This is a genomic window from Cryobacterium sp., assembly GCF_026786305.1.
GTDB lineage: Bacteria > Actinomycetota > Actinomycetes > Actinomycetales > Microbacteriaceae > Cryobacterium.
The window spans coordinates 88064-104671 of the sequence record NZ_JAJAYI010000070.1 but is presented as its reverse complement, the minus strand read 5'-3'; the positions used below and the strand labels follow the sequence as shown (position 1 = coordinate 104671).

17 protein-coding genes are annotated in these 16608 nt (G+C 67.6%); 9 read left to right on the top strand and 8 right to left on the bottom strand.

The window, feature by feature from the left end; translation table 11 throughout:
• Nucleotides 1-10: 10 nt before the first annotated feature.
• A complete protein-coding gene (locus LH475_RS08780; protein ID WP_196844615.1) occupies nt 11-382 on the bottom strand; it encodes a sterol carrier family protein in 372 nt (123 codons plus the stop codon).
• Nucleotides 383-434: 52 nt separating this feature from the next.
• On the opposite strand from LH475_RS08780, the gene purD reads away from it, so the two are divergent.
• The 3 genes from purD to LH475_RS08765 all read left to right on the top strand — a co-directional run bounded on the left by purD (nt 435) and on the right by LH475_RS08765 (nt 3784).
• Nucleotides 435-1700: a phosphoribosylamine--glycine ligase gene (gene purD / locus LH475_RS08775; protein WP_196844616.1), complete on the top strand. Its 1266-nt coding sequence runs from the start codon at nt 435-437 to the stop codon at nt 1698-1700.
• A gap of 96 nt (nt 1701-1796) precedes the next feature.
• Nucleotides 1797-2738, top strand: a complete 942-nt coding sequence (locus tag LH475_RS08770) for a phosphoribosylaminoimidazolesuccinocarboxamide synthase (protein ID WP_297413485.1) — start codon at nt 1797-1799, stop codon at nt 2736-2738.
• Between the two features lie 179 nt (nt 2739-2917).
• Entirely contained in the window at nt 2918-3784 is an 867-nt protein-coding gene (locus tag LH475_RS08765; protein ID WP_196844673.1) for a VOC family protein, read from the top strand.
• Nucleotides 3785-3813: 29 nt separating this feature from the next.
• On the opposite strand, the gene LH475_RS08760 is transcribed toward LH475_RS08765, so the two are convergent.
• Nucleotides 3814-4533 carry a TetR/AcrR family transcriptional regulator gene (locus LH475_RS08760; protein WP_196844618.1) on the bottom strand — a complete coding sequence of 240 codons (720 nt, stop codon included), beginning with the start codon at nt 4531-4533 and terminating at the stop codon, nt 3814-3816.
• A 95-nt stretch (nt 4534-4628) separates the two neighbouring features.
• Between LH475_RS08760 and kynA the strand changes: the two genes are divergently transcribed.
• From kynA to LH475_RS08730, 6 genes are all read left to right on the top strand, one after another.
• On the top strand, nt 4629-5483 hold the full coding sequence (gene kynA / locus LH475_RS08755; protein WP_196844619.1) for a tryptophan 2,3-dioxygenase: 855 nt from the start codon (nt 4629-4631) through the stop codon (nt 5481-5483).
• The gene (locus LH475_RS08750; RefSeq protein ID WP_196844620.1) at nt 5480-6379 is read left to right on the top strand and encodes an amidohydrolase family protein; all 900 of its coding nucleotides are present in this window, start codon (nt 5480-5482) and stop codon (nt 6377-6379) included. The genes kynA and LH475_RS08750 overlap by 4 nt, the downstream gene beginning before the upstream one ends.
• Nucleotides 6376-7680, top strand: a complete 1305-nt coding sequence (locus LH475_RS08745; protein ID WP_297413481.1) for an aminotransferase class V-fold PLP-dependent enzyme — start codon at nt 6376-6378, stop codon at nt 7678-7680. The genes LH475_RS08750 and LH475_RS08745 overlap by 4 nt, the downstream gene beginning before the upstream one ends.
• A gap of 116 nt (nt 7681-7796) precedes the next feature.
• Nucleotides 7797-8066 (top strand): phosphoribosylformylglycinamidine synthase subunit PurS, encoded by a 270-nt coding sequence (purS, locus tag LH475_RS08740; protein ID WP_196844622.1) that lies wholly within the window; start codon nt 7797-7799, stop codon nt 8064-8066.
• A complete protein-coding gene (gene purQ, locus LH475_RS08735; RefSeq protein ID WP_196844623.1) occupies nt 8066-8764 on the top strand; it encodes a phosphoribosylformylglycinamidine synthase subunit PurQ in 699 nt (232 codons plus the stop codon). Before purS ends, purQ begins: the two co-directional genes overlap by 1 nt.
• Before the next feature lie 491 nt (nt 8765-9255).
• Nucleotides 9256-9717, top strand: a complete 462-nt coding sequence (locus LH475_RS08730; protein ID WP_196844624.1) for a DUF3817 domain-containing protein — start codon at nt 9256-9258, stop codon at nt 9715-9717.
• Nucleotides 9718-9760: 43 nt separating this feature from the next.
• Here the strand turns inward: LH475_RS08730 and LH475_RS08725 are convergent, their stop codons facing one another.
• Genes LH475_RS08725 through LH475_RS08700 form a run of 6 tightly spaced genes read right to left on the bottom strand, consistent with a single transcriptional unit; the run spans nt 9761 to nt 16463 of the window.
• A complete protein-coding gene (locus LH475_RS08725; RefSeq protein ID WP_297413478.1) occupies nt 9761-10939 on the bottom strand; it encodes an alcohol dehydrogenase catalytic domain-containing protein in 1179 nt (392 codons plus the stop codon).
• A gap of 38 nt (nt 10940-10977) precedes the next feature.
• Entirely contained in the window at nt 10978-11724 is a 747-nt protein-coding gene (locus tag LH475_RS08720; protein WP_196844625.1) for a phosphonatase-like hydrolase, read from the bottom strand.
• Nucleotides 11721-12884, bottom strand: a complete 1164-nt coding sequence (locus LH475_RS08715; protein ID WP_297413477.1) for a TIGR03364 family FAD-dependent oxidoreductase — start codon at nt 12882-12884, stop codon at nt 11721-11723. Before LH475_RS08715 ends, LH475_RS08720 begins: the two co-directional genes overlap by 4 nt.
• Nucleotides 12881-14590: an ABC transporter permease subunit gene (locus LH475_RS08710; protein ID WP_297413475.1), complete on the bottom strand. Its 1710-nt coding sequence runs from the start codon at nt 14588-14590 to the stop codon at nt 12881-12883. The genes LH475_RS08715 and LH475_RS08710 overlap by 4 nt, the downstream gene beginning before the upstream one ends.
• Nucleotides 14587-15504: a phosphonate ABC transporter ATP-binding protein gene (gene phnC / locus LH475_RS08705; RefSeq protein WP_297413473.1), complete on the bottom strand. Its 918-nt coding sequence runs from the start codon at nt 15502-15504 to the stop codon at nt 14587-14589. The genes LH475_RS08710 and phnC overlap by 4 nt, the downstream gene beginning before the upstream one ends.
• Nucleotides 15492-16463, bottom strand: coding sequence for a phosphate/phosphite/phosphonate ABC transporter substrate-binding protein (locus tag LH475_RS08700; RefSeq protein ID WP_297413471.1), 972 nt, complete (start codon nt 16461-16463; stop codon nt 15492-15494). Before LH475_RS08700 ends, phnC begins: the two co-directional genes overlap by 13 nt.
• Nucleotides 16464-16608: the final 145 nt, after the last annotated feature.

Here is a 16608-nt window from a genome sequence, read left to right as displayed (position 1 = left end):
CGCGACGGGGTCAGGGCGGCCCTGGCAACACCGGCACGTGTCCGCTCAGGTCGGCGCGGGCACCGGAGGCGTGGATGCGACCGCTTGCGAGTCCCTCAGCCCAGGCCAGGCTGCCAGTGGCGAGGTGAAGCCACGTGGCGGCATCCGTTTCAATAACGTTCGGTGGGGTGCCGCGAGTGTGACGTGGGCCGGCGACGCACTGCACGGCACCGAACGGCGGCACACGCACCTCGAGGGTGTTGCCCTCGGCCTGTTCGGCGAGCAATTGAAGGGTGTAGCGCACGGCTTGCGCGCGGATGTCCCGACTTGCGCTGTCCCCCTCGGAAAGCGCCTTGCGCACCGCGATCCGCCCAGCGCCGTCGTCTATTCGTGCTCGTGCCATGCGTCTAGTCTGCGGGATCGGGCGGGCCGGGCGCATCGGGTAGCCTGAAGCTGTGAAAATTCTGGTCCTTGGTTCCGGTGCCCGCGAGCACGCCATTATTACCGGCCTGCTCCGTGAGGAGCCGCGGCCGAGCGTGGTGTGCGCGCCCGGTAACGCCGGTATCGCGGCCGATGTGCCAGTTGTCGCGCTCGACCCGAACGACCCTGTCGCCGTGACCGACTATGCGGTACTGCACAGCGTCGAGCTCGTCGTGATCGGGCCGGAGGCTCCGCTCGTGGCCGGGGTCGCCGACGCCCTGCGCGCCCGCGGCGTGGCTGTATTTGGGCCCGACCGGGCCGCCGCCGCGCTCGAGGGCAGCAAAACCTTCGCCAAACGCATCATGGATGAGGCCGGCGTTCCCACCGGTCGCGCCGTTTGCGCCGCAACCCTCGTCGAGGCCGAAACCGCCCTCGACGAATTCGGCGCCCCCTACGTGGTCAAGGCTGATGGTCTCGCCGCAGGCAAGGGCGTGCTCGTCACCGAGGATCGCCCCGCCGCCCTCGCCCACGCCACATTCTGGCTCGAACACGGCAGCGTGCTCATTGAAGAATTTCTCGACGGCCCGGAAATTTCCCTCTTTCTGCTCAGTGACGGCCAGAACGTCCTGCCGCTCTCCCCCGCCCAGGACTACAAGCGCGCCCTCGACAACGACGCCGGCCCCAACACCGGCGGCATGGGTGCCTACTCGCCGCTGCCCTGGCTCGACGCCGCGTTCGGCAGTGAAAACGAATTCATCGACGAGATCATCGAGACCGTCGCGCTACCGACCGTGCGCCAGCTCGACGCCGAGGGCACCCCGTTCGTCGGGCTGCTCTACTGCGGGCTCATTGTGACGAATGCCGGCATTCGCGTCATCGAGTTCAACGCGCGCTTCGGAGACCCCGAGACGCAGGTCGTGCTGCCGCGCCTGGTCACGCCGCTGTCTGGCCTGCTGTTCGCCGCCGCGACCGGCGTGCTCGGCGCCCTCCCCCGGCCGGAGTTCTCCGCCGACGTCGCCGTCACCGTCGTGCTCGCGAGCGAAAACTACCCGGAAACCCCGCTCGTGGGGCGCGAAATCACCGGGCTCGACGCAGCCCTGGCCGTGCACGGCGTCACGATCGCCCACGCGGCGACCCGGCTCGTCGACGGGACTCTCGTGTCGACCGGCGGCCGGGTGCTCAGCGTTGTCGCCGTCGGCGATTCCTTCGCCCTGGCCCGCGCCCGCGCCTACGAGGCCCTCGGCCAGATCACCCTCGCCGGCGCCCACTTTCGCACCGATATCGCCGCCCGCGTCGCCTAACCCGTTTCCTCCGCCCGCGAGCCGTGAGTTTGAAGCGATTCTCGCGAAAAAAACAGCCCAAACTCACGGCTCGGCGAGATGCGGGAGAATACAGGGGTGAGCCAATCCGATCAGCAGCCCCCAGCATCTGTCGCCGCACTCGACGGGTGGACACTCGTCTATTCGGGTAAGGTGCGCGACCTGTACGTGGAAACAACGGATGCCGCGCCCTCGCTCACGAGCGCGTCGCGCGTGCTCGTGGTCGCCAGCGACCGCGTGAGCGCGTTCGACCACGTGCTCGAGCCGGGCATTCCGGGCAAGGGCGAGCTGCTCACCACCCTGAGCCTGTGGTGGTTCGACCTGCTGACCGGCATTCCCGACCACCTCGTCGCCGACCACGAACTGGTCGGCAGCACGGTTCGCGCGCTCATTCCCGCCAGTGTCGCCGGGCGGGCAATGCTCTGCCGCACCCTCGATATGTACCCGATCGAATGTGTTGTGCGCGGTTACCTCACCGGCAGCGGCTGGAAGGAATACCTGCACTCCCAGTCGGTGTGCGGCATTATGCTGCCGGCCGGACTGCAGAACGGCGACCGGCTGCCCGAACCCATCTACACCCCGGCCTGGAAGGCTCCGATGGGCCAGCACGACGAGAACATCTCCTTCGAGCGCACCGTCGAACTGGTTGGGCCCGTTATCGCCGCCGAGCTGCGCGACCTTTCACTGGCCCTGTTCCAGACCGCCGGAACGATCGCCGAGAAGGCCGGCGTCATTCTCGCCGACACCAAATTCGAGTTCGGAGCTGACCGACAGACCGGCGTGACCGTACTCGCCGACGAGGTGCTCACGAGCGACTCCAGCCGCTACTGGGACGCCAAGGCCTGGCACACCGGCACCACCGCGGAGACCCGCATGGCGAGCTTCGATAAGCAGATCGTGCGCAACTGGCTATCCGCGCACTGGGATGGTGCCGGCACCCCGCCCGCGCTACCGACCGAGATCGTGGAGCAGACCGCGGCCCGCTACCGAGAACTGCTCCAGCGCCTGACCAGCGCCTGACCTCCCGCACCAGGTCGGGGTGCCGGGCGGCGGTCATCACCGCCCGAATGGTGCTTTCCGCACGCTGATGGGCGAAGGGGGGACCGTTCGCCCGCGGATCGCGGAATAGCCGGGCCCACACCGGAGTTCAGACTGCTGTGACTCTTACTGCGAAAGATCTGCTGGCCGCCGACACCGGCATGGGCGCGGTGACCCTGCGCGTGGGTAACCTCGGCGCCATGATCGCCTACTACCGCGACGTCGTGACCCTTGAGCTCCTGAGCCAGGAGGGACCAGTCGCGGTGCTCGGTCGCAGCCAGATCCCGCTCGTGATTTTGCAGCACGCCCCCGAGCTCACAGCCGCCGAACCGCGCTCGGCCGGGCTGTATCACACGGCCATTCTGTTCGACACGCAGGCCGATCTCGCCGCCGCGGTCGACTCAATCGGCACGAAGTCTCCCGGGACATTCACCGGCAGCGCGGATCACCTCGTCAGCCAGGCCTTCTACTTCACCGACCCGGAGGGCAACGGTATCGAGTTGTACTGGGACCGCGACCGCACCCTCTGGAGCTGGACCCACGGCCAGGTCGAAATGGCCTCGCTCTACCTCGACCCGAACGCATTCATTTCTGAGCACCTGTCGGCAGAGCCGAGCGCTGGTCACGCCACCGTGGGCCACGTTCACCTCTCGGTCGGCGACGTTGCGAGCGCCCGCGAATTCTACGTGAACCGTCTCGGCTTCGAGGCGACCGCAAGCTTCGGCCCGGCGGCCCTGTTCGTCTCCACCGGCGGCTACCACCACCACATGGCTATGAACACCTGGGAGAGTTCGGGCAGCGGCAAGCGACGCCTCGCCTTGGGGCTCGGCGAGGTCAGCATCATCGTGCCCAGCACCGACGACGTGGGTGCCCGAGAGGAGCGGATGACCCACTACAAAGTCGACACCCGTCACGACGGGCAGACCCTCGACTTCGACGACCCGTGGGCGAACCACATCCGGGTGCGCGCGGCAGACCGCACCAACGACGCCGCGGCATCCGCAATCGAGCCGGTAGCGACGTTCTAACGCAGAAGCCGGTCGCGACGCCCTAACGCTCAGAGGGCGGCGCGGGCCGCCCGGCGGGTCAGGCCGTGCACGGTGGCCTGGTACTCCTTGACGTTGAGGGGGCGGCCAGGCAGCCTGGGCCGCGGCGCGTCAGCCGCCCGCAGGCCGTCGAGAACAATGGACAGCTGGCGGCGCCACTGGCCCGCATAGCCGGCGCCGAGACCTCCGAGCGACCCGACCATGGTGACGAGTACGGCGAGATCGACCGCGTCGACATCCCGGCGCAGCGTGCCGTCCCTCTTGGCGCGGGCCACGAGGCTCGCGATGAAGCCGTCGAACTCCGCGGCCGGCCGCGCCGAGGGCTCGAGCACGGCCATCCGCCGCAGGATCGGCGGCAGAGAGGGGTCAGCGACAAGCCATTCGGCGACCCGTTCGGTGTAGATGACAAGCGCCTCCCACGGCGTGGGCGCGGCCTCGATCTCGCCACGCACCGCGTGCAGTTGCGCGAGTGCGAGGTCATAGAGCACGCGCACGAGGTCGTCGCGGGTCGGAAAATTGCGGTAGAGCGTGGCCACGCCAACTTCGGCCTGACGCGCGATCGCCTCGAGCGAGGCGTCGACACCGTGCTGGGCCAGCAGGGTGCGGGCGCTGGCAATGAGCCGGTCACGGTTCAGCCGGGCGTCGCGGCGGCGGGGCGGCAGTGGCGCGGTGCGCTCGGGTGCAGACGGGGCTGGCACGCCATCCTGGGGCTTTCGGGTCGGCGAGGTCATACGCTCCAGTCTAGAACTTTGACCTTGACGGTTCGCCCCGGTGTTGCGCCCGTGGCCGCAACCGGCGCACAATTTGATCAAGCCGAAGGAACCCGATGACCCTCAAGAACAACACCCGTGAATTCGACCCCGAGATCGTCACCGATTTTCGAGAAAAGATGAGCTACGGGTCCTACCTCGACCTGTCGACCCTGCTCGACGCGCAGAAGCCGGTCAGCGTTCCGGAACACCACGACGAACTGCTCTTCATCATTCAACACCAGACCACCGAGCTGTGGCTCAAGCTCGTGCTGCACGAGTTGCAAGCAGCCATCGAGGCGCTGCGGCAGGATCAGCTCGCGCCGGCCCTCAAGGGCATCGCCCGGGTCAAGCACATTCAGCGCACCCTCACCGAGCAGTGGTCGGTGCTCGCGACCCTCACCCCGACCGAATACGGTCAGTTTCGGAACTTCCTCGGCAACTCCAGTGGCTTTCAGTCCCACCAGTACCGCGCGGTCGAGTTCGCGCTCGGCAACAAGAACCGTCGCATGCTCACGGTCTTCGAAGCGGATGCACCGGCCCACGCGCTGCTGACCGCCACCTTCGATGCGCCTAGCCTCTACGACGAGTTTCTGCGCTTCCTGCACCGGGCTGGCTACAACATTCCCGCCGCCGTGCTCGCGCGCGACGTGACCGAGGCCTGGACGTTCCACCCCGAACTCGTGCATACCTTTCGGGGAATATACGAGAACGCTACCGAGCACTGGGCCGCCTATGAGGCCTGCGAAGAACTCGTCGACCTCGAGGACAACTTTCAACTCTGGCGGTTTCGCCACCTGAAGACCGTGCAGCGCATCATCGGCATGAAGCAGGGCACCGGCGGGTCGAGCGGCGCGGCCTTTCTGCAGAAGGCCCTCGAACTCACCTTCTTTCCGGAGCTTTTCGCGGTGCGCACGGAGATCGGGGCGTGACCAGTTATTTTCTTGTCGGTCGCGGAACCGTACTGCCGGGCTTTGTCGATGCGCACGTGCACCTGGCCCTGATCGACCCGAGCCGCCTACCCAGCGGCGGCATCGCCCGGGTGCTCGACCTCGGCGGCTGGCTGCACGATGGCCTCCGCACGTCTATGCCTGATCTGGCATACGCGCATCAGTTTGTCACCGCTCCCGGCGGCTATCCCACCCGCGCCGGCTGGGCCGAGCGCGGCTGGAGCTGCGAGGTGACGACCAGAGCAGATGCCGCCACAGCGGTGGATCTACAGGCTGCAGCCGGGGCATCCGTTCTGAAAGTCACCCTGAACTCCCTGGTCGGGCCGGTACTGGACGCCGAGGCGCTGGCCGCGGTTGTGGACCGGGCGCACGAACGCGGTCTGCCGGTCGTCGCGCACGCCGAGGGTTCCGGACAGGCCCATCGCGCGTTCACGGCCGGCGTTGATGCGTTCGCGCACACCCCGTTTTCGGAGCGCCTCGCCGGCGACCTGGTGGCCGCGATGGCTGCCCGCATGACCTGGATCAGCACCCTCGACATGCACGGCTGGGGCCGCCCCACCGCTGCTTTCGAGATCGCGAGCGACAATCTGCGCCGGTTTCATGCGGCCGGCGGCCGGGTGCTGTACGGCACCGACCTCGGCAACGGGCCGCTCCCGCTCGGGCTGAATCGCGGCGAGATCGGCGCGCTGCTCGGCGCAGGCCTGACGCCCGACGAGGTACTGACCGCTCTCTGCGCGCCCGCACCGCTCGGCCTGACCCTGCCCGACAATCGGGTTACCTTTATTCCGGGCGAACGGCCACGAGACCCCGATGATTTCACCGACTGGCTCTGCACCGCTCGCGCTCTCACCCGCCCCGAACTCGAGGTTCTCACATGACTCCCACGTTTAACAGTGCTCCCGGCCCCACGACCGGCCTTGACGCCCACCTCGCCTTCGCGCGGCGCATGGACCGCATCGACGGCCTGGCGCACTATCGCGCCCGGTTTCTCGGCACCGATGCCGACCCCGACACCGCCAACCCCCGTTCCTACCTCGACGGCAACTCGCTCGGCCGCCCGCTGCGGGCGAGCGCGGAACGCATCGCCGACTTTCTGCAGAAGGACTGGGGCACCCGGCTCATTCGCGGCTGGGACGAACAGTGGATGGAGCTTCCCCTGCAGATTGGCGACGACCTCGGTCGGGTCGCCCTCGGTGCCGCTCCCGGGCAGGTCTTCGTCGGCGACTCCACCACCGTTCTGCTCTACAAACTGGCCCGCGCCGCCGTGGATTCGCGCCCGCACCGCACCGAAATCGTGCTCGACAGCGACAACTTTCCCACCGACCGCTACATTCTCGAGGGCATAGCGCGAGAGCGCGGCCTCACTCTCCGGTGGATCGAATCCGACACCGAGGGCGGGGTCACCGCCGACCAGGTGCGCCGAGTGATCGGCCCGCAGACCTCGCTCGTGCTGCTCAGTCATGTGGCCTATCGCTCCGGTTACCTCGCCGATATGCAGGCCATTACCGCCATCGCCCACGAGCACGACGCTCTCGTGCTCTGGGACCTCAGCCATTCAGTCGGGTCGGTGCCGATCGAGCTCGACGGCTGCGACGTCGACCTCGCGGTCGGCTGCTCCTACAAATACCTGAGCGGCGGGCCGGGCGCACCGGCGTTCGGCTATGTCAAGAGCGACCTGCACGATGTGCTGACCCAGCCGATTCAGGGCTGGATGGGAGTCCAAGCCATCTTCGAGATGGGGCCGGGGTATCTGCCGGCCACCGGCATCCGTCGATTCATAAGCGGTACACCCCCTGTGGTGGGCATGCTTGCCATGCAGGACACCATCGCCATGCTCGAGGAAGCCACGATCGGTTCGGTGCGGGCCAAGTCGGTCGCGCTGACCGAGTTCGCAATCGCCCTCGTCGATGAGTGGCTCGCGCCGATGGGGGTCACGGTGGCCTCGCCGCGGGAGCAGACGCATCGCGGCGGTCACGTGACCATCAACCATCCGCTCATGCGTCAGGTGACGAAGATTCTGTGGGACAACGACGTGATTCCCGATTTTCGGGCACCGAACGGTCTGCGGCTCGGCCTCGCCCCGCTCAGCACGAGTTTCGTCGAGACCTACGACGGTGTCTCCGCCGTGCGCGATGTGCTGCGCGGCATTCTGCTCGGCCAAAGCGGCGTAGCGCAGTAGACCGGCGGCGTGCTGAATAGGCCCGCACCGAAGCGGGCCGGGCCGGTCGGGCCCGGCCTGTAGAATTGGAGAGATTTGCCACGACAATAAGCCCCAGACTGTATGCGGAGTGCCCTGTGCCAACGATCGTCGTCGAAGTAATGCCCAAGGCCGAGTTGCTTGACCCCCAGGGCAAGGCCGTCGCCGGCGCCCTCGGTCGGCTCGGTCAGACCCAGTTTCTCGGTGTGCGCGTTGGCAAGCGCTTCGAGATTTCTATTGAGGGTGACGCGGATGCCGCCACCCTCGCGGCCGTGCGTGAGCTCGCCGACACCGTGCTGTCGAACTCCGTGATCGAGGATGTCGTCGGCATCCACGTTCAGGACGCTCCCTCGTCAGCGGTCGCCTGATGCGCATCGGCGTCGTCACCTTTCCCGGATCGCTCGATGATCGCGACGCTGTGCGCGCGATTCGCCTGGCCGGCGCCGACGCCGTAGCCCTCTGGCACGGCGACCACGACCTGCACGGTGTCGACGCCCTCGTGCTGCCCGGCGGGTTCAGCTACGGCGACTACTTGCGGGCCGGCGCCATAGCGAGCCTCTCGCCGATCATGACCGAGGTCATCGACGCGGCGAACGCGGGCATGCCCGTGCTCGGTATCTGCAACGGATTCCAGATGCTCACCGAGGCCCACCTGCTCGATGGCGGTCTCATTCGCAACGAACAGGGCCGCTTCATCTGCCGCGACCAGGGCCTGCGCATCGAGAACACCAGGAGCGACTGGACCGCCGGGTTCGCCGCCAACGCCGAGATCGTCATTCCGCTCAAGAACGGCGAGGGCTCGTTCATAGCCTCCGACGAAACCCTCAAGGCGCTCGAGGGCGAGGGCCGCATCGTGGCCCGCTACATCGGCGGCAACCCGAACGGGTCGCTCAATGACATCGCCGGCGTGACCAACGCCCGCGGCAACGTCGTCGGCCTCATGCCGCACCCCGAGCACGCCGTCGAGGCCGGGTTCGGTCCCGACACCGACGACGCCATGGCGAGCGGCGTCGACGGCCTCACCTTCTTCACCTCGGTCATCGCCCAGGCGCTCGTCGCCCGATAGTCGGTGTTCACCATTTTCTCGTGCAGGAGCGCGCCGTGACCAGCTCTGTCGCATTGATCTACTCCCCCGATATCGACTGGAGCCAGCCCGAGTACGTCGAAACCACGGAGGCCACGCCGGCCTCCACCTGCTCGAATGCACCAAGCTCGACGACACCAGCAGGGTCGCCTCCATGATTCCAGGGGCGTAGAACGAGGCCGTGGAACGAGGCCGTAAAGGTTCGTCCGGCGCTGCCGATGGCCCTGCTGGTTCCCGAGGCCACGATGGCCGAGAATCGCGGCATCCTAGCTTTCGAACCAGTTGACACAGGCTTGTTTCGCGCTGCGTGCTCTCGCGACGCCCCATGTTCGGTTCACCCATTACGAGTGCGTTTCGTGCGCAACCGCTCGTTGAGAGAATTGCACACACTCGTGGCGGGCTCTCAGCTTCACGAGGCACGGTCTGAAAGACTGGGCCTGCCCACCCCACCTGCCGACCTCTGGAGTGTCCTCGTGTCTCCCCGCTCGCTGTACCGCTGTGTGTCCATTGCCGAGACGATCACCTGGGCGCTGCTGATTACCGGCATGCTGCTGAAATACGTCGCGCAGGCCGGAGAATGGGGCGTGCAGATCGGCGGCTTTGCGCACGGTCTGGTCTTCATCGCCTACGGCATGACGGCCGTGTTCATCGGCGTCAACCAGCACTGGAACGCACGGCTGATCGCGCTCGCCTGCCTCACGGCGGTCATTCCGTTCGCGACGATCCCGTTCAACCGGGCCCTCGAACGCCGCGGCGCTCTCGGTGGGGGCTGGCGCCTCACGCGCACGGCCGACCCCCGCGATCACACCCGGCTGAGCGCCCTGCTGCGCTGGATGCTGGCCCGTCCGGTTTTACTGGCCGGCATCATGGGGATCGCTCTGGTGTCGATCATGGCGACCCTGCTCAGCATCGGTCCCCCCGGCGGCACCAGCTAGCCCCAGTTCTCGGCCACCCGCAGAAGCGGACCGTCTGAGTGCGTCAGCCGAGGGTCGCGGGCGGCTGCGGGGTGATTCCCACGCGCCGGTGGCGGGCGGTTGCGGCCAGCGCGAGAGCGTCATCCGTTTTCTCCAGCGGAAAGGTCGTGCCGACGAGGGCTGAAAACGGATGCCGGTGCCAGGCTCCGCTGAGATAGTCCACCGCCTGCTGCAGATCGCCCGGCGTGTAGTTGTGCACGCCGCGGAGGGTGACCAGGCGGCGCACGACCGACTCGGGGTCGAGCAGCACCGGATCCCCGGGCGAAACGCTCCCGACGAGCACGACCACGCCCCCGATGCCGATCAGGTCCAGGGCGGTGTGCACGGCGGGCCGGGCACCGCTCAGTTCGAGCGCGATCGTCGGCTCGGCCGCGCCGGCCTGCGCGAGCGCGGCGAGCACGCTCGCGGCCCCGGCCGGCGACTCGCCGGGTGCACTCGGGTCAGCGACGGCCGCGGCCCCGAAGTCCAGCGCGAGCCGCCTGCGGGCCGTATCCGGGTCGCTGACGACCACGACGGCACCGGCATCCGTCGCCATCGCGCAGGCGGTCACGCCGAGCATTCCGGCACCGGTCACCAGCACGGTTGCTCCGGCCAGCGGGACGAGAGCGGAGGCCGCCCCCAGCGCTGCGACGGCCGTTGCGGTCGCACAGGAGGCCGGCGCGAGCACCGTCGCCGGAACCTGCTCGTCCACGACCACGATCGCCGTTCCGGCGCGCACCTGCACGTGAGTGGCGAAGCCGCCGCTGAGTTCCCAGCCACGCTGCATCCGTTCGTGGCCGTATTTGGCCAGCTCGAGGCATTTCTGGGGCAGGCCGCGGCGACAACGCGGGCACGTTCCGCAGCTCACGGTGACCGACCAGACCACACGCTGCCCCACGCGTACAGGCATTCCATTTGCGGCATATGACTGTTGAGTGGTCGCGACGATGCGGCCGACCTGCTCGTGCCCGAGCACGAGCGGTTTCGCGGCCGGTCGGTGCCCCAGCGCCGTGTGCACGTCGGAGCCGCAGATCGTGGCCAATTCGACCTCGACCAGCACGTCGCCGGGCCGGAGCAGCACGCCCGGTACGGCCACTCGCTCCAACGGCAGACCGATGCCCGACCAGACCATGGCTTCGGCGGCCCGCGGCAACACAACCTCCCGCCCGGCGGCGAGCGTCGGGGCGAGCGTCGGGGCGGGCACGGGAGCAGGTTCAGCGTGCGGATCGTGTTCGGGCATGGTTACTCGATCGTTTCCTCACGCAGGCCCAGCAGTTCGGCGAGGTCGGCGACGCTCGCGATAACGACGTCGGCTCCGGCATCGTCGAGGGTCTCGCTGTCGTGCGTGCCGGTCAGCACACCCACGACCAGGCCGGCGCCGGCGTTCACGCCGGAGAGCATGTCGCTCGCGGTGTCGCCGACGACGACCACGGCCGCGACGCTGGATGCCCCGGTGCGCAGCAGCGCGGTGAGCGGCAGGTCGGGGTACGGGCGGCCACGACCGGCTTCGGCCGGGCAGAGGCTGACGTCGATGAGGTCGCTCCAGCCGAGCTTCTCGATGAGCGTGTTCTGCGTGGCACGGGCGAATCCGGTGACGAGGGCGACCTTCACTCCGGCGCCACGGAGTTCCTGAAACAGCTCAGCCGCGCCGGCGATCGCCGTCACACCGACCTGCTCGACGAGTTCACCGTAGGCGGTTTCGAACGCTGCTGTCGCTGCGACGGCCGCTTCGTCGGAGTCGGTCAACCCGCGAAAGACATCGAGCTTGGACTGCCCCATGGTCTCGCGCACGAACGCAACGGCTTCCGCCGACTCGTCGGCGGTGTCGGCCAGGCCGCTGCGCTCGGCGGCGAGCACAAACGCCCGCTCGACGAGTCCGTCGTCGCTCACCGTGGTGCCGGCCATGTCGAACACGACGAGTTCAACGCCAACGTCTTCGGGGTCGAAATCGTTTAGGTCAAAATCGAGAGAGAGGGGTGCGGTGCTCATGAGGTGCCTTTCAGGGAGGGGATGGGTGAGTCACAGACGCCGGCAATGACGTGCTCGGCGAGGCCGAGACCGGTCGTCATACCGATTCCGGTCGTGGCCGCCACGAGGTGCACGCCGGGTTCGGGTTCGTCAATGAGAAAGTCGGCACGGCCCGAGGCGTAGATACCCTGCCACCGTTCGAGCACGCGCGGGCGCGGCACGCCGAACAGGTCGCCGGTGAGCTCTAGCAGCTGCTCGAACGCGTTCTCATTCTGGAATGGAGAAACGGATGCCCCGCGATAGTGGGTGTCCCCCACGATCAGCGAGCCGTCGGGCAATTGGGTGTACATCTGGTTGAGGTCCAGCTCGGCCAGCGCCGGGTACTCCCGCCGCAACCGGTCGCCCAGATCGGCAGCGCTTGGCAGCGTCGCAAAAGCTCCGTAGCGCAGCAGCGACCAGCCGGTGAGCACCGGCGCGGGCAGCGGCGCGCGCAGGCCGGCATCGACGCGCAGCATGTCGAGGCCACACCGCAAAATGCCGTCCCGCTCCGCGACCTCCGGGTAGAGCTGGTCGATGTCGTGGTTGACCGCCACGACGACCGTTCCAGCGTCGATCGGCCCGCGGGTGGTCGTGACCCGCCCCGGACACACGGCAGTCACGGCGGTGCGGTAGCGAAACGCGACTCCCCGACTCGCGAGATAGGCGGCGAGGCCGGCACCGGCCTGACGCGGATCGATCTGCAGGTCCCAAGGCAGAACGGCTCCGCCCCTCGACGTGCCGGCAGCCAGTGGCAGGCGAGCCTCGACCTCAGCGGCGCTCCACAGCACGACGTCGGGCTGCCCGACGCCGAAGACCGACTCGGTCCCGCGCTGGGCTGCCAGCTCGCGCAGCACAGCCGTTTCGTCGTCGTGCCGTGCTACGACGACCGTGCCCGATTCGCGCAGCCAGACACCGGCATCCGTTGCGAGCCTCCGCCACAGCGGGCGCGATCGCTGCGCGAATTCACGGGCCAGGCCAGTCTGCGGGGTGAAACACAGGTGCCCGAAATTACGAACGGATGCCCCGTGCAGGGCCGCCGCGCGGTCCACGACGACAACGGACAGACCCCGGTCGGTCGCGGCGAGCGCGTGCCCGAGGCCGACGATGCCGCTGCCGACGACGACGACGTCGAAGGCGGTCACCGGAACACCCGGCGCATCCACACAGCGAGGCCCTCGATGACGAGCACGGCCGCCAGAATCATCAGCACGATGGTCGCGACCAGGTCGTAGCGTGAGCCCTGGCCGGCGTTGAGCAGAAAGTATCCCACCCCGCCGCCGCCCACGAGCCCGAGAATGGTGGCCGCGCGAATGTTGGTGTCGAGCATGTAGAAACTGTGACCGATCAGGGCCTTCATGCCCTGGGGCGCCGTGGCGCCGGCGTACACCTGCAGTCGGGTCGCACCGGCCGCAGTCAGCGCCTGTTCCGGACCGGGCTTGACCTCCTCGAGCGAGTCGGCGAGCAGCTTGCCGAGCAGGCCCACGCCGCCGATTGCGAGGGCGATGGTGCCGGCCTGGGTGCCGAGGCCGGTCACGACGATGAGCACGATGGCCAGGATGATCTCGGGGATGCCACGGATCGTGACGAGAAACAGTCGCATCCCGCTGCGCACCCGCGGGTTCGGTGCCACGTTGCGGGCCGCGAGCGAACCGATCACGATGGAGGCGATGATCGTGAGGATCGTCGCGGCGAGGGCGATCGCGATCGTCTCGCCCATTGCGGAGAACATGGTGGGCGCGTCGTAACTGCCAAAACTCGGCGGCCAGAATTTTGCCGCGGTCTCGGGCAGGTAGGCCCAGACGGTTGCAAAGTCGCCCCAGTGGATGTCGGAGATGATGACGCTGCCGACCACGACGAGCGCCGCGGCCCAGCCCCACGCTGTGGTGCGGCGGCGAGCGGCGTTCCATGGGCGGCGAAGGTCGCGGCTGCGGGCATCCGCTTGACGTGGTGCGGCGCGGGTGGCCAGGGTACGGCGGCGACCGGTGATCGACAGACGGCGCAACGGGCGATCATCGAGGCCGCGCCCAGTCGGGCCGGTACCGAGCATCATGGTGCGCACGGCGCTGGAGACGATTTCCATGATCACGCAGAGGGCGAAGATGACAAGCGCGATGCCGAGGCCGAGCGAATAGTTCAGCGACTTGAAGGCGTAGGACATTTCCAGGCCGAGGCCGACAACGCCGACGTAACCAAGAATGACCGAGCCCCGCAGGTTGATGTCGTTGCGATGCAGAACGGTCGCGACCCAGGACGGCAGCACCTGCGGCAGCACGCCCGCGGCGAACTCCTGCAGTTTCGAGCCGCCCGCCGCGCGAATCGCCAGCCGCGGCCCCTCATCGATCTGCTCGATCGCGTCGGCGAACATCTTGCTGATCATGCCGATCGAGTGGATGCCGATGGCCAAAATTCCCGGCAGCGACCCGAGCGAGAACATCAGCACGAAAACCATGGCGAGCACGACGTCCGGCACCGCTCGGCACAGCACGCCGATAAAACGCCCGCCCACCATCCAGCCGCGGCCGGGCGTCGTGTTGGCGGCAGCAAGAAAGGCCAGCGGCACCGAGATGCAGGCCGCGAACAGGGTTCCGCAGAGCACGAGCCCGACCGTGAGACCGGTCAGGTGGAGCAGCTCCCCCGGTTCGGGAAAGCTGATCAAGCCGACCCGTTCGAAGAAGTTCTGGGCGTTCGACCAACTCGCAATCATCTGCGGGATCGAAATATCGATGCCCACCAGTGAGACGACGGAGGTGAGCACGAGCGCCAGCAGCGTCAGCCCGGCCGCGATCTTCTCGGGTGACAGGCGACGCCGCGGTACCCTATCGAGCAGATCGACCGTGGTGCCGGTCACCGTCGCGGCTCCCACGTCGCGTCGACCAGGTCACTCCTGGCCGTTTCCTCGACGGGCACGCCGACAGCAGCACTGGTCTTGAGCTCGTTCGCGATCGTGCCCGGTTCCGCGGTCGTGGTGGCGACACGGCCGTAGATCTCCATGACCTCGGCCTTGCTGAGACCCGCCGCGGGCGTGTCGAGCACAACCTCGCCGTGCCGCAACCCCACAATGCGATCGCCCCAGGACAGGGCGAGGTCGACCTGATGCAGGCTACACACCACGGTGAGGCCCTGGTCGAGCGCGATCTCGCGAATCAGCGCCATGACCTGATCACTGGATTCCGGGTCGAGCGAGGCGACCGGTTCGTCGGCCAGCAGAATGCACGGATTTTGCATGAGTGCCCGGGAGATCCCCACTCGCTGCTGCTGCCCGCCCGAAAGCGTGTCGGCGCGCTGATAGGCCTGTGTGAGCAGGCCGACCCGGTCGAGAAGGCCGAGGGCGGCCAGCTTGAGGGCGCGGCGATAACCCCAGAGGCCGAGGCGCGGCCCCCGCACCTGAAACAGGGCGCCGGTGAGCACATTTTCGAGCACGGTCAGCGAACCGACCAGCTCGAACTGCTGAAAGACAAAGCCGACCTGACCGCGTAGGGCACGCAGCGGACGGCCCGTGAGACGCGACACCGCCGCGCCGAGCACGGTCACCGTTCCCGAGTCGGGCCGGTCGAGGCCGTCGAGGTGCCGTAGCAGGGTTGACTTGCCCGAACCCGACAGTCCGAGCAATACGACAATTTCGCCGCGGGCAACAGTGAGCGACACATTGTTCAGGGCCGTGGTCTCCCCGAAGGTTTTCGTGACACCGCGCACGTCGATCACCGGTTGCACCTCGAGAGCGGAGCCGGTGAGCGAGCGAAAGGGCTCGGTCAGCCCTGGCATTGGGCCGCCGACGTCTTCACACAAATATCGCGGATGGTGTCGTAGTACTGGTCATCGACCGGCTCGGTGGCGTAGAACGTGTCGCGAAAGGCCTGGGTATCCGCGCTCTTCACTCCGGACGCGATGATGTCCTCGATGGTGACCTCGCCGAGCACCGCGGCCAGTCGAGTCTTGAGTTCGGCCGGCAGGGTGTCGGAGACGACGATCGGGGCACCGGGAACCATGGTCTCGGCGATGACCTTGACCTGGTCGCTCTTGGCGACTTCGCTGTCTTCGGCGAAACCGACCTCGCACTCCTTGCCCTCGCCGACCTTCTGCACGCTCACGTCGTGCTTGCCGGCGAACACCGGGGTCACGTCGGCGACCGGGTCAACGCCCGCTTCGAGCAGATTGTACGAGGGAAACAGGTAGCCGCTCGTCGATGACGGGTCAACGAAGCAGACCTTCTTGCCGGCGAATTCCGTCAGCGACGTGATCGCGCTGTCGGTCGGCACGATCGCCTGCGAGTAGTACCCGGGCGCCGCACCCGCGGTCGTGACGATCGAGGAGATCGGGGTGATGGCCGCTCCGCTATTGGTCGCGGTGATGTAGGTGAAGCCGGAGAACGAGGCCACGTCGATCTTGCCGGCGATCGCGGCCTCGATCAGGGCGGCGTAGTCGGTCGACTCGTGGTATTCCACTGTCTTGCCGGTCTCCTGCTCGACGTAGTCCATCAGCGGCTGGTAGTTGGTCTGCGTGTCCACCGAGTCGGGAACCACTCCGAAAACAAGGGTGTTCTCGTCGGCGGCGTAGCTCACGCCGGCCGCATCGTTGCCGGTCGTGTCGGCGGTGTCCGTCGAGCACGATGCGAGGCTCAGGGTGAGCAGGACGGCGGCACCGGCGGCAAGCGCCGTCTTGGCGGTGCGGGCAGAAGTATTGCGTGAAGAAGCACTGCGTGAAGAAGCACTGTGGATTGCCACGTGAAACCTTCCTGAGTCGAGGGCAGTACGCTCCCTCACGTTAGGCAGGCCCCACCAACAGCAATGTCGCCCCGGGTAACCGGCAGGTGAACGAGCAGTGACGACTGGGGCCGGATGCACAGTTTCACGGCAGCGCAGGGCGGTA